13 protein-coding genes are annotated in these 23,837 nt (G+C 36.4%); 7 read left to right on the top strand and 6 right to left on the bottom strand.

Annotated elements, in window-relative coordinates:
* Positions 1 to 3 precede the first annotated feature (3 nt).
* The 6 genes from MST30_RS12230 to MST30_RS12205 form a co-directional block, all read right to left on the bottom strand.
* Entirely contained in the window at positions 4 to 6,051 is a 6,048-nt protein-coding gene (locus MST30_RS12230; protein ID WP_243471697.1) for a PKD domain-containing protein, read from the bottom strand.
* A 189-nt stretch (positions 6,052 to 6,240) separates the two neighbouring features.
* Complete coding sequence (locus MST30_RS12225) at positions 6,241 to 6,975, bottom strand: LytR/AlgR family response regulator transcription factor (protein ID WP_243471696.1); 735 nt, start codon at positions 6,973 to 6,975, stop codon at positions 6,241 to 6,243.
* A complete protein-coding gene (locus MST30_RS12220; protein ID WP_243471695.1) occupies positions 6,972 to 8,006 on the bottom strand; it encodes a sensor histidine kinase in 1,035 nt (344 codons plus the stop codon). Before MST30_RS12220 ends, MST30_RS12225 begins: the two co-directional genes overlap by 4 nt.
* Before the next feature lie 26 nt (positions 8,007 to 8,032).
* Positions 8,033 to 8,395 carry a DUF4907 domain-containing protein gene (locus MST30_RS12215; protein ID WP_243471694.1) on the bottom strand — a complete coding sequence of 121 codons (363 nt, stop codon included), beginning with the start codon at positions 8,393 to 8,395 and terminating at the stop codon, positions 8,033 to 8,035.
* A 146-nt stretch (positions 8,396 to 8,541) separates the two neighbouring features.
* Positions 8,542 to 9,552 carry a Kelch repeat-containing protein gene (locus MST30_RS12210; protein ID WP_243471693.1) on the bottom strand — a complete coding sequence of 337 codons (1,011 nt, stop codon included), beginning with the start codon at positions 9,550 to 9,552 and terminating at the stop codon, positions 8,542 to 8,544.
* On the bottom strand, positions 9,533 to 10,462 hold the full coding sequence (locus MST30_RS12205) for a putative outer membrane beta-barrel protein (RefSeq protein WP_243471692.1): 930 nt from the start codon (positions 10,460 to 10,462) through the stop codon (positions 9,533 to 9,535). Before MST30_RS12205 ends, MST30_RS12210 begins: the two co-directional genes overlap by 20 nt.
* A 212-nt stretch (positions 10,463 to 10,674) precedes the next feature.
* Between MST30_RS12205 and MST30_RS12200 the strand changes: the two genes are divergently transcribed.
* The 7 genes from MST30_RS12200 to MST30_RS12170 all read left to right on the top strand — a co-directional run bounded on the left by MST30_RS12200 (position 10,675) and on the right by MST30_RS12170 (position 23,771).
* Positions 10,675 to 11,982 carry a DUF4270 family protein gene (locus MST30_RS12200; RefSeq protein ID WP_243471691.1) on the top strand — a complete coding sequence of 436 codons (1,308 nt, stop codon included), beginning with the start codon at positions 10,675 to 10,677 and terminating at the stop codon, positions 11,980 to 11,982.
* On the top strand, positions 11,969 to 13,204 hold the full coding sequence (locus MST30_RS12195) for a beta-barrel assembly machine protein BamG (RefSeq protein ID WP_243471690.1): 1,236 nt from the start codon (positions 11,969 to 11,971) through the stop codon (positions 13,202 to 13,204). Before MST30_RS12200 ends, MST30_RS12195 begins: the two co-directional genes overlap by 14 nt.
* A gap of 298 nt (positions 13,205 to 13,502) precedes the next feature.
* Positions 13,503 to 16,331: an excinuclease ABC subunit UvrA gene (uvrA, locus tag MST30_RS12190; protein WP_243471689.1), complete on the top strand. Its 2,829-nt coding sequence runs from the start codon at positions 13,503 to 13,505 to the stop codon at positions 16,329 to 16,331.
* A 48-nt stretch (positions 16,332 to 16,379) separates the two neighbouring features.
* Positions 16,380 to 17,066 carry an LOG family protein gene (locus MST30_RS12185; RefSeq protein ID WP_243471688.1) on the top strand — a complete coding sequence of 229 codons (687 nt, stop codon included), beginning with the start codon at positions 16,380 to 16,382 and terminating at the stop codon, positions 17,064 to 17,066.
* Positions 17,067 to 17,088: 22 nt separating this feature from the next.
* On the top strand, positions 17,089 to 18,363 hold the full coding sequence (locus tag MST30_RS12180; RefSeq protein ID WP_243471687.1) for a T9SS type A sorting domain-containing protein: 1,275 nt from the start codon (positions 17,089 to 17,091) through the stop codon (positions 18,361 to 18,363).
* Entirely contained in the window at positions 18,360 to 21,206 is a 2,847-nt protein-coding gene (locus tag MST30_RS12175; RefSeq protein WP_243471686.1) for a gluzincin family metallopeptidase, read from the top strand. The genes MST30_RS12180 and MST30_RS12175 overlap by 4 nt, the downstream gene beginning before the upstream one ends.
* A gap of 153 nt (positions 21,207 to 21,359) precedes the next feature.
* A complete protein-coding gene (locus tag MST30_RS12170; protein ID WP_243471685.1) occupies positions 21,360 to 23,771 on the top strand; it encodes an alpha-ketoacid dehydrogenase subunit alpha/beta in 2,412 nt (803 codons plus the stop codon).
* The last annotated feature ends 66 nt before the right edge of the window (positions 23,772 to 23,837 follow it).

Here is a 23,837-nt window from a genome sequence, read left to right as displayed (position 1 = left end):
GGTTTATTTTATAAATACAAAAGCGCCTTGGGCTGTAATGGTTTTTCCGTAAAATGTTTTAGCACTAAAGGTGTAATAGTAATTACCGTTCTCGGCGAGCTCATCATTAATCTTACCGTTCCAACCAGTGAAATTATCATCGTCTTCGGTATAGATAAGACTGCCCCAGGTATCGTAGATATTTAATTCCAAACTATTGAGCCCTTCGTACACAGGACCAAAGAAATCATTAATCCCATCCTCATTTGGTGTAAAGGCATCTGGCATAATTAACTTATAACCTTCTTCAACATACAAGGTAATCACACGCTCATATACACAGCCAAACGGATAAGTAACCGTTTGCGTCACCACATACGAACCAACATTGGCATAGGTATGGGTCGGACTCTCTTCTCCCGAAAAACTACCATCCCCAAAATCCCAAAGTATACTTACATAATCACCTGTCGCTAAATTGGTAAACGTTATTGGGTCTTCAATAGAATACACCCCAAAATTGCTAAAGCCAAAAGAAGACACATCAAAGTCAGGATCACCCAACACTGGGATATCCACATTGAGACTATAATTGGTGGTACAGCCTTGGGCATCGGTAACTTCAAGCAGTACCAAACCATCGGCATCGGTGGTCATTAATTCATTATTTGCACCACTCACAATACCACTAGACCAGTTATAGGTAAATGGTGGCACTCCACCACTGGCCATAGCCACAAAGGTTTGGTTTACGGTTTTGGTATCGCAATCCACTTCAGATTGGGTATCCACATCTAAAGTCAACGGTTCAAAACGGTTCACATCCCAACTGCCTTCTATACTACAACCATTAGCATCAGTTACCGTAACCACATAAGTATTAGGTGGTATGGCTGTTAAATCTTCGGTAATCGCTCCATTAGACCAGGACACCGAAAACGGTGGTGTGCCTCCTTGTATCAATAGATTAATAGCACCACTATTGGTATCATCACAATCTAAAGCATCGGTAACATTAGCCGACAATTGTAAAGGCAGTATATTGAAAATGGTAAAACTCTCCTGAATCACACAAGGCGTACCATCGGTAATCGTCACACTATAATTACCTGGTGCCAGATTATTACGCTCTACTCCTGCCGTAGCATCATCATCCCAAACCACAGTTATTGGTGCAATACCTCCTTGAAAATTAAGGACAATACTGGCATCGTTTTCCCCTGCACAAGACATTTGTGTCACAACAGGGTCAATGAGGAAAATTGGTGCTTCATCAATGACGATTGGAAACTCGCGCACACAATCTTCAGCATCGGTAATGGTAATAGTGTATGTGCCAGCTGAAAGATTAAACTGACTCATACCAGTACCAAAGTTACTCCAAGCCACATCATAAGGAGCTACACCACCTGATATATTATTTATAATTATGGACGCATCATTATCTCCATAACATTCTATTTCCGTGGTCGTAATAGCAATAGTAATTTGATCATTCTGAAGGATATCAACATTCAAAGTATCCGTACAACCCGAAGTATCGGTTACAGTCAACTCATAAGCACCTGCAAATAAGTTAGCGATATCAGCACTGGTACTGGTAAAACCATTAGGACCTGTCCAGCTATAGGTATAACCTGGGCGACCACCAACGGTAGAAACCGTGATAGCTCCTGTAGCGTCACCAAAACAAATAACGTCGGTCTGACTTTGTAAAGATACGTCCAATAAAGGAGGCTCAACAATCTCAAAAGTAGAACTGATAGGCCCACAAGTATTAGCATCGCTTACAGTAACCACATAAGTACCTGGCTCTAAATTATCAAGATCCTCAGCACTCGAAAACGGATTACCATTACGTGTCCAGCTATACGTATAAGGTGCTGTACCTCCACTTATATCTATAGAAATTTCTCCATCATTGGCACCGAAACAAGAAATGGTATCTGGGTCAAAATTTACCGCGCTAAAAACAAGTTCATCAGGCTCGGTAATGGTAAAGGTCTCGTTATACGGACAACCTCCATCATCCAGAATATCTAAAGTATAAGTACCAGCTTCTAAATTTGAAAGCGTCGTCGCACTACTCACAAAACCATTAGGTCCTGCCCAACTAACCTGATAGGCATCTCCCGTAGTAAAAGGGATACCTCCTGTTATCGTTATAGCAATAGAGGCATCATCAGAATTAAAACAACTGTTATTCTCTACAGTAGAAACGACACTAATAGAAGGATTAACCGTCACCACAACGTCAAAATCAACACCGATACAGCCATTGGTATCTGGTGTTACAGTATAAGTTACCGTTGCTGGGTTAATGGTTGTATTCGTCAATAACTGAGAAATGGTAGCACTAGGCGTCGCTTGGGCTGAGGCACCTGTAACACTTCCTGCCGGAGTCACAACAGGATCAGACCAAGTGTAGGTCGTCCCAGCAGGAACTACGTTACCAGCAATGCTTCCTGGTAAAAATTCAAACGTATTGCCACTACATATCAACACCGTACCATCAGCAATACTTGGGGTAGCATTAACAGTGATTTCTGCAACAGCAGATATAATCTCAGAACAACCTCCGGTATTAAACGTAATAACCACATAATAATAAGTCGTACCTACTGTACCAACAAGAGGTTGATAGGTATCCGTTGTTGCTCCGGCAATAGCAGTGCCTGTAGTCGTATCATTTACGGTATTCTCATACCATTGATAACTTGCTGTACCTGTACCATTGGTATAAGACACGCTCAACGCTGCGGTAGTATCTCCCAAACACAACGTGTCCGAAAGCGGCTGGCTGCTAAACTGAGCAGCAGCAGTCACTTCAATAGTGGCGACAGAACTTGTCACCTCACAACCAGAGACATCTTGAGTTACAATACAATAATAATATAACGTCCCTACAACATCCGAAGGTGGTGTATACGTTGCTCCTGTAGCTCCAGCAATGGCAGTACCTGTAGTGGTATCATTTATAGTATTGACATACCATTGGTAAGTTATGGTTCCTAATCCACCTGAAACTGTTACATCTAAAGCATTTACAGCACTATTCTGACAAACACTTTGCATTCCAAAATCAGGACTCGTAAGCTCAGGATCATCAACAACGATAACCTCTGCAACTGCACTTACCAATCCTGAACAGCCACTTCCTGTAAAACTAACCTCCGCATAATAATAAAACGTCCCTGAAGCTGTAAAAACAGGTGGTGTATAACTGGCGGACGTCGCTCCGGCAATGGCTGTGCCTCCGGTATTGGTATTAGTCGTATTGCTATACCATTGGTAACTTACCGTTCCTGCACCTCCAGTAATATTAACCACAAGGGCTTCGGAAGTGCCACCCACACAAAGCGATTGTGTTGGTATAGGCTCGCTGTCAATCTGTGCTATAGCTTCTACGGTAATCGCCGCAGTAGCCGATATAATCTCATTACAATCACCAGTCGTAAACGTGATAATCACATAATAATATAGCGTACCTACACTATCCGTTGGTGGTGTATACGTTGGGTTAGTAGCTCCTGCAATAGCCGTACCACTAGTGGTATCATCAACAGTATTCACATACCACTGATAACTTGGAGTACCTGTTCCTTGATAGCTTACGGATAAATCATTTGGTGTACCGTTAAGACAAATGGCTTCGGGTTGTGGTTGCACATCTATAAAAGGCGCAGGCTCTACGGTAATCGTAAAATTCACCGACGGCCCAACACAACCATTAATATCTGGTGTTACTGTATAAATAAGGTCAATAGGTGTACCCAAGGTATTCACAAGCGTTTGCGCCGGAATGGTATCTCCCGTACCATTAGGAATATATCCTGTTAAACCAGCAGGAGTATTAGAGGTCCATGTATAAGTGGTAGTCGCATTGTCAGACGTAAGCACAATCGCAATACTGTCATTACCCGAACATAAGGTTTGATCAAAATCGGTATTGGTAATCGTAGGACTCTCATTCACTGTAAAATCTTCAGTGACCGTAGCTGTACCACAGGCATTAGTCACACTAAACGTTACGGTATAGTCACCTGGCGTGGTATAGCTAATCGTTCCTGGGTCTAATTGATTGGATGTCGCTGGCGTACCTCCCGGAAAAGACCAGCTATAAGTTATGGTATCCGTAGCAGGCGCACACGTAGTAACCGTAGCTGTAGGATTAAAACTAGCCGTACCGCAAGCATCTGCAATAGCAGTAATACTAGCTGCTGGTGGACGCTTTACATTAATTTGTTGGGTCGTCGTAAAATCACCACAAGAATTACTAATGGTCATACTTATGGTATAAACTCCTGCATTTAAAAATTGAAATGAAGGGTTTTCTGAAGTCTCATCGGTATTGTTAGTAAAACCCCAAGATGCTGAGGTGCCACAAAAATCGGCAGCATAGCTCACCTCCCACAAATAGGTTTCACCACCACAAGATTGTGATAAATCGGTAGTATTAGTGGCTGCAACATCAAAAGGAATACAACCATCGTTGCTATCTAATGAAAAATCAGCCACCAAACCAGGCTCTATACAAATGGTCTTTACCACAGGATCCGACAAACCACAAAAGTTTTCCTCGGTTAAGGTCACAGTATACGTTCCTGGCGAGGTATAAGTATGGGTTGGGTTTTCTAAATTAGACGTCGTGCCATCACCAAAATCCCAGTTATGGGCAGCTTGGGTAACACAATTAGGCCCAAAACCTCCTTCAGTAAGATTGGTAAACTGTACAGCGGTATTAACACAACTAGGGTTGTCAAACTCAAAATCTACTTCGGGTTGCGACAATATAATAATCGGTCCTGCCGTCAGTACAGTCTGGCCGCAAGAGGTCGCAATAATCAGCGTTATCGTATAATTAGGATTCGGACAATTCGATTCGGTATATTCATGCGGAATCGGAAAAGGGTCTGCCAATTCAGGATTATTAGGGTCATAGTTCGCTACTGCTGCAATCAAATCGTCTTGCGTATAAGTCGCCTGTGCTCCATCACCATAATCTATAAAATACGTGGTGTCTGGCGGATTAGGGCCCCAAGAACCTATAGCAAAAGAGAGCTCATTGGCTGGCAAACATAGATTTACAGTGTTTCCCGGACTAATAATCGCACCTATAGGATTACTGGAATTTTTTACCAAAATGGTTTCCGTAGCATTACAACCACTATCTCCATAGCCTGTAATCACCATATTGAAAGATCCTAAATTAGCATAAGTATGCGTTAGAGGAAACGTAACATTGGTCTCAGATGTACCATCTCCCCAATCAATATCATAAGAGGTGATACATGCCGCAGAGGTTGAGGTATTACCAACATTTATCGTGTATGCAGGATCTACGGTATTATTACCACAATTATCAAAAGGAGCAGTAAACTGGGCATCTAAATCCTCAAAACTCAAATCCGGTCGTTGCTCCACATTCACAGTATTAGAAACTGAAGCGGTACAACCATTGGCATCCGTAACTTCTAATGTTGCGGTATAGTTTGAAAACCCACAACCAAAGGCATCATAGATATGCGAAGGGTCTTCATTGGTAGAGCTAGCTCCATCACCAAAAGACCAAATGTATGTAAAAGGACCATTACCAGAGGCTGTAGCATCAAAGTTCACCGCATCAGCAGAACAACCTCCATCATTAAAAGTGAAACTAACTGTTGGCGGATTTGCAACCGTAACAGTAGCCGTACCACTTGCAGTTTCAGTAGCGTTGTTATCATCTGTAACAGAAACTAACACATAAGTATAAGTACCTGCTGTACCTGTATTAACAGGCAATGTCGCAGAATCGTTTGTACCTGTACTCGATATCGTCTGATTGGCACCTCCATTCAAAGTATAGGTAAAGGTGTAAGGAGCAGCACCTCCCGAACCTGTAAAGGTAATTACAGGCTGTGGTGTCTCATTAAGACAAACGGTAGTGGTTCCTGTTATACTTCCCGAAGGTGGTAACTCTACTTTAGATTTAGGCTGAACCCTTATAAACGCAGATATATTATAAGCGGCAGCTATACCTATGCACATGTAAAAAAGCAATGCAAAGGCATGGCGTTTATGATATCCCATAATTGATTAATAGCTAATTAACAATGAGTAAAATAGAAAAAAAACCAAAACAAAATATATCCACAGGGTTATTTTTCGTTTAGATAGCCATATTTTCTTTAAACGGTAACCCTTTAAAGCTAAATTAGTTATGATATCATAAGTAAACTATACCTAATAAAGGGTATAGTATGTTTAATTATTAAAGGGTTATATATCTAGTCTGTTATACACCAAAGATTTGTAGCTTTCTCCAATAGGTATGCGCTCTCCATCAATTATAATTCGGTTTTTTTGTATTGAATTAATTTTGTTAACATTAACCACAAAGGAACGATGAACTCTAATAAAAGTAGTTTCTGGTAGTTTAGCTTGTATTTCTTTGAAATTCATCAAAGTAAGCACTGACTTATTGGTACCATTATGAATTTTTAAATAATCCTTAAGCCCCTGAATATAAGTAATATCCCTTACTTCCAACTTTACGTTTTCATATTCAGATTTTACAAAAATAAAATCATCTTTAGTACTTGATTCTAGACTAATACTACCTGCAGAAGAGACATTGAAAGATGTTTGAATATTATTCAGTTTTATCATCTCTTTTACTCTGTTCACTGCTTTTATAAAGCGCGGAAAAGGTATTGGCTTTACTAAGTAATCTACGGCATTGAGATCGAACCCTTCTAAAGCATATTGCGGATATGCTGTAGTAAAAATGAAGTATGGCACTTTGCCTTCTAAGGATTTTACCAAATCAATACCATTAATGTTGGGCATTTCTATATCAGAAAACACTAATTGTATATTTTGATTATTAATAAACTCTAGTGCCTCTAAGGCATTTGTAAAAGTTTTAATGACCTCTACACCTCCTATTGCTTTGCAGTAAGACTCTATAACGTCTACTGCTAAAGGCTCATCATCTATAATTATACATTTCATTGTGTATTAAGGTTTAAAGTTAGATTGACTTCGTAATAGCCTTGTTTAGAATCTATTGATAGATTGTGTTGTTCATTATAAAGATACTGCAACTGACTCTTTATGTTTTCTAAACCTATGCCTGAGTTTTCTTTATCTTCTTTATGTATACCTATATTATTCTTTACATAAAAATGAAGCTGATTCTCTATGATATTAATCTTAATGTCTATAAAAGTTTTCCCTTTGTAATCGGTTCCGTATTTAAAGGCGTTTTCAATAAACGTAATGAGTATTAACGGATAGATCTTAAGTCCTTTGGAATTGCCGTGTATATTAATTTTTACGTCTTCACTGTTTTTAATTCTAAGGCGCTGAAGTGAGATATAATTTTGAATATAGTCTAATTCTTTTTCTAGTGGCACTTCTTTATCGTTTGCTTCATACAACATATAACGCATTAACTCTGAAAGTGTAATCACTGCTTCTGGCGCATCGTCTGATTTTCTTCTCACCAAAGAATAAATACTGTTTAAAGAGTTAAACAAAAAGTGAGGATTTAATTGGTTTCTTAAATATTGAAGTCTTATATCTGTCTTCTCGTGCTCCATAGCTCTTGAGATTCGTTCTCTTTTATAAAAATCTATTACTAATGCATAAATTCCACCTAATAAATAAACAGTTAATGAAAAAACTGCAGGCACCACATACCGCATATTAAACGTAGGTTTTGGACCATTAGGTGGTTTACGAAAAGGCAATTGCTCCCCAATATCAGAAAAATTAAAAATTAATGTTTCTGTAATATAGTTGTAGAGAAATAAAAACAAAAAGGATACTAAAATATACAGAGCTACCTTCCGTCTTAATAGTAAAAAAGGGACAAATATTAAATAGTTGGTGTAAAACAAAACAGGTCGCAAAAGTTGTTTTATAAACAAGTTATTAGGAATAATACCTAAATCTACATACGTAATTAGTAATGGAAATAGGCTAAGTCCTACCCATACAACAATATGAATTATAATAATCTTACTTTGAAGTTTTTTCACAACACAATTTTGACAAAACTAGTATTTTATAAGGGCTGAAAAGCAATTTTACATGCAATTAACTCTTCTTTAGTAATTAAGGGTAATTGTTGTTTCTGTAACTTGTTTAAAACTAATTGTGCTACCTGGTTTGCATCATTTTTAGAGGCAAACCTTTGTTTACCATATACGGCTGGCACATATTCTTGTTTAATATACAGTAGATCATCTCTGTAAACTTTATACAACCAGTTACCATTTTCTTTTACAACTTCAATGCTATATGTAATTTCAGTTCTCTTTTCTTTTGGAGATTGTGTCTTTAGAAGTGTAATTATAAGAACACTTAACATAATCATAAAACCCAGAGTTTTTAATAGCGTACTGTATTGTTTTAAAACTGCTTTCATAAAAATAATTATTCTTAAAAATAAAGTTGAAGAGTGTCGAGGGCAAAACAAAATCATAGTTCTGCCACTCGAACACTACCAACCGCTATTAACCAGCCTCATTTAGGTTAATAACCATCAATCAAATCAAAATTTAAAACTAACTATCAATTATCGTCGTCATCTTGTTCTTCGTTAGGATAAAACTCCATAAAATCATCAAGATAAAGTGTACCATTTCTACCGAGACCAACAAATGCTCTAGAACCATTACCAAAGGCAATAGCATCTCGTCTGGCATAAAGTTCAAATTCGGTCTTCTCTTCCCATTCTTCTGTGGCTGGATTATACTCATAAACACTAGATTGGCTGCCAGAATAATCGCCACAAGCTACATAACCCCTACCATCCATAGTAAATGCTACAGCATTTGAGCGTTGTACATAATCATCATCGTCGTCATCTACATCTACTAAGGCTGTCCATGTTTCGGTATCTAAATTAAACTTCCAAAAATCCTCTTCATATATACCATTACTCACTCCTGTAACCAGATAGACCTCATTGCCAATAGTAAATGTGGTACCTTCTCTGCGCTTATCTCCGCCAAAGCCAAAGATTTCTTCCCATGTATCTGTGTCTGGATTGTATTTCCAAAAATCTTTTTTGTCGCTACCATCATAACCCGTACCGACATAACCATAAGTATCAGAACCAAAACCAACAGCACCATAGCGTGCTGATCCGCCAAAATCTGCTATAGCTTCCCAAGTATTGCTTATTGGGTTGTATTTATAAAAATCCTCTAATTCTTCATTACTATCGCCATTGTATCCTGTACCTATATAACCTTCTTCTCCAATAGTAAATGCTGTTGCAGAACTGCGCTCTATACCAGGATAATCTGCCAATTGCTGCCATGAATTGGTATCCATATTATAGCTCCAGAAATCGTTATAATAATCATCTCCATCGTAACCTGTGCCCATATAGCCTACATTACCAATAGTAAAAGCGGCAGAGCTACTACGTGCCTCTTCGTTAAAGGTTGATACCTTTACCCAGTTACCGTCTAAATCTGAACTGTCATCGTCATTATTACAACTACTAAAGGTTATAAATGCTGCTGTTAAAAGCATGAATAACATCCATTGTTGGTTATTTTTTGTTTGCATCATTTTGTTTGTTATTTATATTAAAATTTAATCCGAAACCTACCATAAAGCCATTATCAGCTTTGAAATTGTACATTGTATTGTCTGTATCTAAAGCTTTAATCTTCATTGTTGTTGAAGTTGTATAGCCTACTTTAAAAAATGAAGACCAATTGTTATTAAAATCGAAATGATATCTTAAGCTTGATTGTAGTGCTGTAAATTCCAAATATGAATCTGTTACTTCTGCCGCTAGATTGTTATCGTACAACGGCTGATTATGCAGCGTGTATATAGATTGTGGCGCTAATGTAAAATCAAATTTGCTTTGATTGTTTAACCTGTAATACAATGCTGTTTCTGGAAAACCCAGCTTGTAACTCAACTTTTCGTTTACTGTGTTAAAGTAACTTAGTGTAGGATATATCCTTGGTGCTCCTAATTCTGTTCCGTATGCTAAACCTACAGTAACGTAAGTGGGTTTGGTTTGTTGACCAAGCAATCGTTTTACTTCAATTTTAGATTCTAAAACAATTGCATTACTTCGCAAAGACGTTGCTAAGGTAGATGCTATCAATGGCGAAAACTCTACACCCAGAGACCACTGAGCATTAATATTGTAGTTGTAATTCATCATTAAATTTATTTGATGAAAATCTCCAAAAGCCATTAATTCTTGAGACCATGCATATGTGTCACTATTCAACATACCATATGTATAGGCAGCTCCCACACCTAGCTCTCCATTAGGCACTGCAAATGTTGTACTAAATGCTAGTCCTTTAGTATCTAGGTCTACAGAATTTAATGTAGGATACAGATCATAGAAAAGGTTAAAAGAAGTTTTTGTTTCCTTTTCTGTTTCCAAATCTTGCGCTGCAACTGCATTGACCATAGCATTAACAACTATAATATGAAATATGATTTTCTTCATCTTTGGCGAACATACTGCCTAATCCTAATTGGATTAATACGAAATAGACTGATCCGTTTTTTTTATAGACCAACACCTTGTTTTAACCTATAAATACTTTCATGAAAACTAATCGGTAAAATTTTGAAGTTTGTAGATGCTTTATCCAGGCTTGTCTATTTCGCTTTTATAAGCTCCTATTGTTATGTTGATTTGCTAAAATTCTTATGAGCATGCCAAAAAAACATCTTTCATTTATACTCTCGTTTTGTTGCTTTTTATTAGTCTTTAATTGCAACTCTGAGGACATTACATCCTTGTCTGTTGGTGAAGATTTTACCAGTACAAACATTAGAGTACTATCTATAGACACGTTTGCTGTAGAGCTTTCTACAATGAAGTTTGACTCATTAGTAACTTCTAGTCAAGGACGTTTGTTGTTAGGGCAATACAATGATGAACACATTGGTACCATAAAGGCTTCGGCATATTTAAGAGTACATCCCAGCAGCTATTATGTTAGTGATGATGCTGTCTTAGACAGTGTTGGTCTGTTTTTAGGATACGACCAATACTTTTATAATGATACTACGCAAACCTCAACAATTAATGTACATAAGCTTGAAGAAAAGCTAACATCAGATGATGGGTATTTGTACAACATAAGTCATTTTAATTACGAATCTAGTAGTTTAGGCAGTCGAACTTATGAAGCAGAACCCAATGCAGACTCTCTATATGTAACCTTAGATTACAATTTTGGACTGGAAATATTTAATGACATTAAAGACAATCTCATTACAGACAAAGAGTCTCTTTATCAAAAACTAAAAGGATTATACATACAACCTAGCAGTTCAGACAATAGTGCTATTGTAGGATTTAATACTTCGGATGTTTTTCTTCGTTTTTTCTATTCCATACCAAATGAACTGGAGAATTCTGAATATACTTATGATTTTAGCATAGACTCAGAAAGTACAGCTTACTATAATAAAATAGAAAGTGATGTTACGGGTTTGCCGATAGAAGAAATCACATCGCAAGAGTATAATCTAGCAAGTGCCAATAGCAATAATATAAGCTATAGTCAAGCAGGTGTTGGCTACGTAACCCGAATACAATTTCCTACAATAAAAAACATTTACGACATCAACGATGAAGGCACAATACTAGAAGCCACATTATATGTAGAACCAGTAGTTGAAGCGTATTCAGAAATACAACCAGTTTCTGAAGAATTGTCTTTATACACCGTTGATCAAAACAATAATTTATCGTCACAAGTAAGTGGCAGCTCAGATTATGTATATGCTTATTTAACTACCGATGATGCTGAGTACAACAACCAAGTGTATTCAATGTCTGTACTGAATTATATAGACAGTAAACTTAATGAAGAACCAGAGGTTGATAATGCACTCATAATGCTTCCTGCAGATTATAATAGTACTATAAACAAGCTCTTGCTCAATGATCGAGAAGCTTCAAACTTTAAAACAAAACTCGTTATTACTTATGCCATTTATGAAAAAAATTAAAAGCAGCATCCATGTAATCGGTCTTGTTTTTAGTATTGCTCTAAACAGCCAAACTAATAATCTTACATCAAGTCCTTATTCGTTATTTGGTTTGGGTGTAGAAAGTTCCATAAGCACTGGACGCAACAGTGCCATGGGTAATTCTGGTATTGCGCTAGATGCTTCTAACGGATTTAACTTATATAATCCTGCGGCATTTGCTTCTATGGTAGAAGATAATTTTGTCTTAGAGTTTGGTGTTACTGCAGAGATGGTTAATATTTCTAATTCGGATATAAACGAATCCAGAAACACATACAATTTTTCTAATATATCTATTGGTTATAATAGAGCGAAATATGGAATAGGATTAACACTAAACCCAGCAACCAATATAGGTTACGAACTTATTGGATTAGAAAACAATGTAGAAGGAAGCAATGATATTTTCTACACTAACGTAACTGGTTCTGGTGGTATTAATGAAATGCGCTTGGATTATGGCTATAAACTTACAGACAAGATAAATCTTGGTGCAAAGTTGTCTTACTTATTTGGTAAGGTTGAAGAAACCGAATCTATAGTTGCTTCTACCAACTATCTAGAAATATATGAAGAGAGTTTTTACAGTGGTGTTAGATTTGGATTGGGTGCTCAATACAATCTGCTAGACACTCATAAATTTGGCGTCACTTTAGATTTCCCTACAAGCTTAGGTGCAACAAAAAACAGCTTGGTTATAAAATATAATTTAGGATCATCTAGCACATTAGAAGATACTACAGACGAAAGAATAAATAGTTTTGATTTGCCATTACAACTTGGTTTTGGATATAGCGCTAAATTCAATAATCTACTATTTACAACGGACTACAATAAAAGATTTTGGTCTAGCACCAATCAAACAGATGCCATAGGCAAATACGTAGATCAGGATATTTATAGCATAGGGTTTTCCTATAAAATAAACCCTCAAAGCCGTAAATATTTTGAGCGCGTAGATTATAGAGTTGGGCTCAATTACAACTCTGGGTATTTAAAAATCGATGACACAAAAATAGATAGCTTCAACACGTCCTTAGGACTTGGGCTTCCTTTAGGAAAAAGTTCTACCCTTAACTTCTCATATACCTATAGCAACAAAGGCACTACAAAAGACATCCTGGTACAAGAGCGTTCCAACATGTTCAATATCAACTTAACACTATCAGATCTGTGGTTCCAAAAAAGAAAGTATAACTAAACCACCTTGCAACTTGCTGAACAATCAAGTTGTAATTCGGGTCTCACCCGTATCTCCTTCGGGTCTCCTCCGGCTTTCCTTCGGGTCTCCTTCGGGTGTACTTCGGGTCTAAGCCGGGTTTAATTCGGGTAACGCAGCGTTTTTTCTTACATGTGTTTCAATACATAACAAGGACTTAATTAGTGCATTACTATGCAAATTCTACAAAAATTAGGAGCAGAACCTTCACTTCAATTTAACATCTAAAATTGTACCTTTGCAACTTTGCTGTATTAAAAGAAGAAGCGATAAACCATCTATGAGTCATTTCAACGAATCTATTGAAGTAAAAGGTGCAAGGGTTCACAACCTAAAAAACATCGATATCACCATACCAAGAGAAAAATTGGTGGTGATTACTGGGCTTTCGGGTAGTGGCAAATCCTCCTTAGCCTTCGATACCATTTATGCCGAAGGGCAACGTCGTTACATAGAAACTTTCTCTGCTTATGCGCGTCAGTTCCTAGGAAGCCTAGAACGACCAGACGTAGATAAGATCGATGGACTATCTCCCGTTATAGCCATAGAGCAGAAAACCACTAGCAAATCACCACGTTCTACAGTAGGTACCATAACAGAGATCTATGATTTCTTGCGTTTGCTCTTTGCAAGAGCTGCAGATGCTTACAGCTATGAAACGGGTGAAAAGATGGTCAGCTACAGCGATGAGCAAATAAAGGACTTAATTTTAGAGTCCTACAATGGCAAGCGTATCAATATCTTATCGCCTGTTATTAGATCTCGTAAAGGACATTACCGCGAATTATTTGAGCAAATTGCCAAGCAAGGCTTTGTAAAAGTACGCACCGATGGCGAGATTGTAGACCTTGAAAAAGGCATGAAACTAGACCGTTACAAAACCCACGATATAGAAATCGTCATAGACCGCCTAAAGATTGATGAGTCACAGGATAATGAAAAGCGCCTTATGGAGTCTATCAATACAGCCATGTACCATGGAGACGATGTGCTGATGGTCATAGACCAGGACACCAACGAGCCACGCTATTTTAGCCGAAACTTAATGTGTCCTTCATCTGGTATTTCCTACCCTAACCCAGAGCCTAATAACTTTTCCTTTAACTCACCCAAGGGAGCATGCCCAAACTGTAATGGTATTGGTGAACTCTACGTCGTTAACGAAAGGAAATTAGTCCCAGACGATACCTTGTCTATTAAGAATGGTGCATTAGCACCTCATGGCCCAGAGAAGAAAAGCTGGATATTTAAACAGTTCCATACCATAGCGCAACGCTTCGACTTTACACTAAGCGACCCATGGAAAGACATCCCTGAAGAAGCCAAGCAAATGATTTTATATGGTGGCAAGGACAAGTTTGCCGTAGAGAGCAAACTACTGGGTGTTACAAGAGACTATAATATCGACTTTGAAGGTGTTGCAAATTTTATTGAAAACCAATACAAATCAGACTCTACATCTTTGGTACGTTGGGCTAAAGAATATATGGATAAGGTAGAATGTGATGTCTGCGAAGGCTCACGTCTACGTAAAGAATCCCTTTACTTCAAGGTTGATGGCAAAAGTATCGCTGACCTTGTAAAGATGGATGTTGTGGAATTAGCTGAATGGTTAAAAGGTCTAGAGAATAGACTCTCAGAAACACAACGAAAGATTTCCGAAGAAATTATAAAAGAAATCAAAGCACGCACACAATTTTTATTGGACGTAGGTTTAACATATCTCACTTTAAATCGTAGTTCTAAGTCGCTTTCTGGCGGTGAAGCACAGCGTATTCGTTTGGCTACGCAGATAGGTTCGCAATTGGTTGGTGTGTTATACATCTTAGACGAGCCTAGTATTGGACTACATCAGCGTGATAATGAAAAACTCATTAATTCGTTAGAATCACTTAGGGACGTGGGCAATTCTGTTATTGTTGTAGAGCACGATAAAGATATGATTGAACGTGCAGACCATGTGATTGATATTGGCCCTTTTGCTGGCAAACATGGTGGCGAGATTATTAGTGAAGGCACACCAAAGGAATTATTAACTCACACCACGTTGACTGCCGACTACCTCAGTGGTAAAAAAGAAATCGAAATTCCTAAAGAACGACGAGAAGGCAATGGAAACAAAATAGTCCTAAAAGGTTGTACTGGCAATAACCTAAAGAATGTAGACGTTGAGTTTCCACTTGGTAAAATGATTGGTGTTACTGGTGTTTCAGGAAGTGGTAAATCTACTTTAATCAACGAAACTCTATACCCTATCCTAAATGCTCATTTTTTCAATGGAGTTAAAAAACCTATGCCATACAAAAGCATTAAAGGTTTAGAGCATATAGATAAGGTTATAGACATTAACCAATCACCAATTGGTAGAACTCCGAGAAGTAATCCTGCAACGTACACCAAAACTTTTGACGAAATACGAAAGCTATTTGCACAGATTCCTGAGGCTATGATTCGTGGTTACAAACCAGGACGCTTTAGTTTTAATGTGGCTGGTGGACGCTGTGAAACATGCCAAGGTGGTGGTTTACGCGTTATTGAAATGAACTTTTTGCCAGATGTTTATGTTGAGTGCGAAACTTGCCAAGGCAAACGTTTCAATCGTGAAACATTAGAAATTAGATATAAAGGAAAATCTATTAGTGATGTTCTGGATATGACGATTGAAGACGCTGTAGATTTCTTTGAGCATATCCCAAAGATTTACCGTAAACTAAAAACCATAAAAGACGTAGGTTTAGGATACATTACCCTAGGTCAGCAAAGCACAACCCTTTCTGGTGGTGAAGCACAACGCATAAAACTCGCCACCGAACTTAGTAAACGAGATACTGGTAACACATTTTACATCTTAGACGAACCAACCACAGGACTACACTTTGAAGATATTAGAGTATTAATGAAAGTTCTTAACAAACTGGTAGACAAAGGCAATACTGTTTTAATTATAGAACATAATCTAGATGTTATTAAAACCGTAGACTACATCATTGATATTGGCTACGAAGGCGGAAAAGGTGGCGGAAAGGTTGTTGCTAAAGGCACTCCGGAGCAAATTGTTAAAGACAAAAAAAGCTATACAGCTAAATTTTTGAAGAAGGAATTGAAATAACACTATATTGTACACCAATAAACTAATAAGAAGACATCAAAATATAATATGAGAAAAGAAAGCAAACATAAAGGCTGGAATGAAATAAAGACTAACGACTCATGGGCTATTTTTAAAATCATGGGAGAGTTTGTAAATGGTTATGAAAAGTTGAGTAAAATAGGCCCTTGTGTCTCAATATTTGGTTCTGCACGTACCAAACCAGATAACAAGTATTACCAATTGGCTGTAGATGTAGCCCAAAAAATAGTAGAACATGGCTATGGAGTGATTACAGGCGGAGGACCAGGTATTATGGAAGCTGGTAATAAAGGAGCGCATATTGCAGGAGGAACTTCGGTTGGATTAAATATTGAACTGCCTTTTGAGCAACACGATAACCCATATATAGACAACGACAAGAGCTTAGATTTTGATTATTTCTTTGTTCGTAAGGTTATGTTTGTAAAATATTCTCAAGGCTTTGTCGTAATGCCAGGAGGTTTTGGTACGCTAGACGAACTTTTTGAAGCTATAACACTTATACAGACCCATAAAATTGAAACCTTCCCTATTATTTTAGTTGGAAAAGAATTTTGGGGTGGCTTGTTTGAATGGGTTAAAAACACCTTGTTAGAAGCAGGAAATATTAGCCCTAAAGACTTAGATTTAATTCATCTTGTGGATAGCTCTGATGAAGTTATAGACATCTTAAATAAATTCTATAAAGAATATGGATTGAGTCCAAACTTCTAAGAAGCTTGTCTATTTTAATGCTATGAAAAAGAAAATATTCAGCTTAATTATTCTTGGACTATTGAATGTGCTTTCAATTTCAGCCCAAGAAACATTTAAAGTGATGTTCTACAATTTGTTGAATTATCCTTTAGAAGATGCTGTGCCAGGACGCGAACAAGATCTAGCATTCATTTTAGCTGATTATCAACCTGATCTCTTTTTGGTTTGTGAGCTCAATAATATCACTGGTGCCAATAACGTTCTAAATATCACCAGAACGTCTATAAACCAGAATTTTGAAATGGCTACTTATGTCTCTAACACCTCAGACGATAGCTTTGGAGACCAAAACGATCTTCAGAATATGTTATACTACAACAGTTCAAAGTTTAGTATTCAAGAAGAGATTATTGTCCAAACTGATTTGAGAGATTTTAATGTTTACAGAGTAAGATTAAATACTGTAGACCAAGATACCAATCCGGTTGAAGCATACATAGTAGTATGCCATTTAAAAGCCTCGAGCGGAACCGTAAATTCGCAACGAAGATTTGAGATGGTCACAGAATTAGTTTCCTATTTAGAAACTTTACCGTCGGATGCTAATGTGCTTTTAGGAGGTGACCTTAACCTTTATACAGCTTCTGAACCTGCATTTCAAGAACTTTTGAGCTCTAACAATAATATAACTTTTGTAGATCCGCCAAACCGTGTTGGCAGCTGGAGTAATAATACCAGCTATGTAGATGTGTTTACGCAATCTACAAGAACCCAAACAGGACTTGGTGGTACCACTGGTGGTTTTGACGATCGTTTTGATTTTATTTTAACTTCTGAAAATATGCTTAGCTCAGCTAATATTACTTATGTTCCAGATTCTTTTCAGGTTTATGGTAATAATGGTTTAGTTTCGTGCTACAACAGTGCTATAAACTCAACGGATTGTGGAAATACTAACTCAGAATTTTCGTTTGAACTTAGAGATGCATTACACAATTTTAGTGATCATTTACCAGTAACGCTTTCACTTGAAGCTGACGTTACTCTCTCTAACAATGACTACTTTGAAACAGTTCAAAAAATAGCATTAGAAAAAACATTAATAGACTCAAATTTAACGACTTATATCAATTCATCTGAATATTTAAATCAACCACTATATATTTATAATCAACTTGGTCAATTGGTTGAAATATTTCAAACTAATTCTAGCCAAAAACAAACTTTCAATATTAATAACCTTAGTAGTGGTTTATACTTTCTTGGGTTTCCTGAGTCTAATACAAGACCTTTAAAATTTGTCGTTTCACATTGATTAAAAGATTCCTCATATCGTATATACTTATTCTTGTATGCTCATCTATGTATGGGCAAAACTTTATTGATGTAAATGCTAATGTAGATGTAGAGACTAAAACTATTACAATATCTCAAACTATTGTTTATAAAAACGAAGCAAACAATAGTATAAATGAGATCTATTTACACGATTGGAACAATAGTTATTCTTCAAAATCTACACCTTTAGCCAAACGATTTGAAGAGGAATTTAGCACAAAGTTTCACCTTGCAAGCAGTGAACAACGTGGATTTACACTAATTACAAGCATCACAGATAACAAAGACAGAACCAATCTTAACTTTGAATATTTAGACAAGCATCCTGATGTTTTAAAAGTTAATTTAGGAAAAGTGCTTTTGCCTGGAGAATCTTACAATATAAACCTTAGTTATATTCTAGTATTACCAGACGCTACATTTACAGATTATGGCTATACAAAGAACAGAGATTTTGAACTTAAATACTGGTATATTACACCTGCCGTTTACGATGGGCAATGGCACTACTATAGCAATAAAAATCTTGATGACCTGTTCATACCTAAATCTGATGTTAAGATCACTATTGAGCATCCTATAAACTATAGACCTACCTCTGAGTTAGACCTTTTATCAGCAGACCCAAATAAAGATACAAAAAGACAAACTACAGTATATTTTGGTAAGGACCGAACAGATACCTATTTAGCACTTCAAAAGTTTCCTTTATTTCGTTCTGTTCAAACAGACGATTTAATATTGGTTTCTAACATAAACGAAAAAGGCTTACCTGGACCAGACAAAGCTATTCTAACAGATAAAATTGCCAGGTTTCTTACTGAAAATTTAGGCGAATACCCACACAAAAGGCTTGTAGTTTCTGAGATAGATTACAATAAAAATCCTTTATATGGTCTCAACCAGCTACCAGACTTTTTAAGACCTTTCCCAGACCAATTTCAATATGAATTAAAGTTATTGAAAAGCGCTTTAAAGAAATATATTGACAATATCTTATTACTAAACCCAAGAAAAGAACATTGGTTATCTGAAGGTCTTCAAATTTACTATATGATAAAGTATGTTGAAGAGTACTATCCTGAGATGAAATTATTAGGAACATTAGCAAATGTTTGGGGAATAAGGGCGTTTCATGCTGCTGATGTAGATTTCAACTTTCAATATTTCCTATACTCTATGGAAATAGCCCGAAAGAACAGAGACCAACCTTTAACAACATCTAAAGATTCATTAATTAAATTTAACGCTAACATAGCTGGCAAATATAAAGCTGGAGTTGGTCTTAATTATTTAGACAAATTTACAGACGACATAGATTTATCTGAAATAATTACAGCGTTCTTAAAACAGAACAAACTTAACCAAAAAACTAAAATTTCAGATTTTGAAACATTTCTTAATTCTAAAACCTCAAAAAATATCGATTGGTTTTTTACAGACTATGTAAATACTCGAAAGAAGATAGATTTTAAAATTAAAAGTGTTGAAACCACAGAAGATTCTATAAAAATTACAGTAAAGAATAAGCGTAGAAACAAGATGCCTATTTCTTTGTACAGCATTAGTAACGACTCTGTAATTGGTAAACAATGGATAGAAAACATTAAAGGAACAAAGACTATAAACTTACCTAAAGACCAAACCGATAAGCTTGTCTTAGATTATAATAACGTTATACCAGAGTTTAACCAGCGCGATAATTATAAAGCTGTTAATGGTTCGTTTCTAAACAACAAACCGCTTCAGTTTAGATTATTTAAAGACATTGAAGACCCATACTACAATCAGGTGTTTTTTATGCCTTTAGTAGAGTTTAATAATATTTATGATGGCTTAACATTGGGAACAAAAGTCTACAACAAAACCATACTAAAAAAACGTCTTAATTATAAATTTTCACCACAATACGCCACCAAGTCTAAATCACTAACAGGTTCTACAGCTGTTTTTTACACCCATAACATAGAAAACAAAAATTTATATGATATTACCTATGGTATAAGTGCAGGCTACCAGTCATTTGCAGAAGATGCTTTCTTTACAAGAATCCGACCAAGTATATCTTTTAGATTTAGAAATGATAAGGATTTTAGAGCAGACCAAGTAGATAACATTACTGCTAGATTTGTGAGTATTAATAGAGATGTTGGCGAAAATGCTATTGTTGAAATAAACGAACCTGATTACAATGTGTTCAACTTAAGATACACACATTATAATCCAGGTAGAATTAACTTCTCTAGTTTTAGCTCAGATTTACAGTTAGCTAATAACTTTAGTAAACTTTCTATGAGTTACGAATTTAGAAAGCTAACACAGGGCAATCGAAATATCAATCTTAGACTTTTTGCTGGTATATTTCTTAACAATGACACTGATCCAAACTCTGATTTTTTTAGTTTTGGCTTAGACCGACCAACAGATTATTTATTTGATTTAAATTATTTAGGGAGATCTGAAGCTGCTGGTTTGTTTAGCCAACAATTAATTATTGCCGATGGTGGTTTTAAATCCATGCTAGAGACACCTTTTGCAAATCAATGGATGACTACAGCTAACTTTAGCACATCTATCTGGAGATACATACAAGCCTATGGAGATATTGGCTTGGTAAAGAATAAATTTGATAGTGCCAATTTTGTATACGACTCTGGAGTAAGGCTCAACTTAGTAGAAGACTATTTTGAATTGTATTTCCCTGTGTACTCTAATCTCGGTTGGGAAATTGCAGAGTCTAACTACGGAGAACGAATCCGCTTTATAATTACCGTTGACCCTCAAGTGCTTCTAGGTCTTTTTAGACGCAAATGGTATTAACATATTCTTACTGAGATGTTGTTTTTTTGATTTATTTTAAACATATATCAATAAAATTACCTTTTTATTGAGAATAAATCAAAATCACCTTTATTTTAGCTATTGCACAAACGATCGTTATTTAGTACATTTGTATCTTAATATTCGACCAATATGAAAACAAATCCCAATACAAAAACAGAAATTACTTTCGAAGATTTTAAAGCAGAAGTAATCAATGATTACAAATTGGCTGTTACAAGTAGAGAATGTAGTCTACTAGGTCGTAGAGAGGTTTTAACAGGTAAAGCCAAATTTGGGATTTTTGGGGATGGTAAAGAAGTACCTCAAATTGCCTGGGCAAAAGCTTTTGAAAATGGCGATTTTAGATCAGGTTATTATAGAGACCAAACCTTTATGATGGCTATTGGAGAATTAACCATAGAACAATTCTTTGCAGGTTTATATGCCAATACAGATTTAAAAGAAGAGCCAATGTCTGCTGGTCGTCAAATGGGAGGACACTTTGCTACGCACAGCTTAGATGAAAATGGAAATTGGAAGAATTTAACCGAACAGAAAAACTCTAGTGCAGACATCTCTCCTACTGCTGGCCAGATGCCAAGATTACTTGGTTTGGCTCAAGCTTCAAAAATTTACAGAAATGTTGAAGGCATAGACACCACCAACTTTTCTAAAAATGGAGATGAAATTGCTTGGGGAACTATTGGAAATGCTAGTACGAGTGAAGGTTTATTTTTTGAAACCATTAATGCTGCAGGTGTTTTACAAGTACCTATGGTCATTAGTATTTGGGATGATGAATATGGTATTTCTGTACATGCAAGACACCAAACTACAAAAGAAAATATCTCTGAAATCTTAAAAGGTTTTCAACGTGAAGATGATACTAACGGTTACGAGATCTTTAGAGTAAACGGTTGGAACTATGCCGAGTTGATAGACACCTATCAACGTGCTGCAAAAGTTGCTAGAAAAGAGCACGTTCCGGTAATGATTCATGTCCAAGAATTAACGCAGCCACAAGGACATTCTACTTCTGGCTCTCACGAACGCTATAAAAATGAAGAACGTTTGGCATGGGAAGCCGAGTACGATTGTAATGCACAAATGCGTCAATGGATGATTGACAACAACATTGCTACTGACGAAGAGTTAATTACTCTAGAAAAAGACATTAAAAAGGCTGTAAGAGATGGCAAAAAATCTGCTTGGGCTTCATTTATAAACCCGATAAAAGCAGAAAAACAAGAAGCTTTATCATTAATAGAAAATGTAGCCAACACAAGTCCTAATAGTGTTTTTATCACTAAATTAAAAAATGATTTAGAAGCTATAGATGAACCTCTAAGAAAAGACATACTATCTTCGGCTCGTAAAACCTTACGCTATGTTATTTCTGAGGACTCTAATGAAAAGTTAGCACTTCAAAATTGGATTAATAGTTATATCGAAAAAATCCAACCTAAGTATAGTTCTCACTTATATAGTGAATCTAAACTTAAAGCTGAATATCAATCTGAAATTCTACCAACATACAGTGACGATGCTACAGAAGTTGATGGACGTGTAATTTTAAGAGATAATTTTGAAGCTGTCTTCAATAAATACCCAGAAGCTTTAGTCTTTGGTGAAGACGCAGGACACATTGGTGATGTTAATCAAGGTCTAGAAGGCTTACAAGAAAAATTTGGAGAGCTTAGAATTTCTGATACTGGAATTAGAGAAGCAACCATTTTAGGACAAGGTATTGGTATGGCTATGAGAGGTCTAAGACCAATCGCTGAGATTCAATATTTAGATTACATCCTTTATGCATTGCAGATAATGAGTGACGACTTGGCAACCGTACAATACCGTACAAAAGGACGCCAAAAAGCACCATTAATTGTTAGAACTCGTGGTCATAGACTAGAAGGTATATGGCACTCTGGCTCTCAAATGGGAGGCATTCTTAACCTCATTAGAGGAATCCATGTTTTGGTACCTCGTAATATGACAAAGGCTGCAGGATTTTACAATACGCTTTTAGAAAGTGATGAACCAGCATTAATTGTAGAATGTTTAAATGGCTACCGCTTAAAAGAAAAAATGCCAAACAATATAGGTGAGTTTAAAACACCTATTGGAGTTGTAGAAACCATTAAAGAAGGTGAAGATATTACTTTGGTGTCTTACGGATCTACACTACGATTAGTAGAGCAAGCTGCTAAGGAATTATTAGAAGTTGGAATTGATGCAGAAATCATTGATGTGCAATCCTTATTACCTTTTGATTTAAACCATGATATCGTAAAAAGCGTAGCCAAAACAAATCGTGTTATGGTTATAGACGAAGACGTCAAAGGTGGTGCTTCAGCATATATTCTAGATCAAATATTAAATGAGCAAAATGCATTTCAATATTTAGACAGCCAACCAAAAACTTTAGCTGCTAAACCTCACAGACCAGCTTACGGCACAGATGGAGATTACTTCTCCAAACCTTCTGTAGAAGATATTTTTGAAGCTGTTTATGATGTAATGCACGAGGTAAGTCCTTCAGATTATCCTAAGTTGAGATAAGACATTTAAGAATATTATCACATCGAAAACCATCATTTTTATGATGGTTTTTTTATATTTAAGTAC

This window comes from Winogradskyella sp. MH6, assembly GCF_022810765.1.
In the GTDB taxonomy this organism is placed as follows: domain Bacteria; phylum Bacteroidota; class Bacteroidia; order Flavobacteriales; family Flavobacteriaceae; genus Winogradskyella.
Note: the sequence above shows the minus strand (reverse complement) of the source record. Positions and strands in the feature narration are given on the sequence as shown.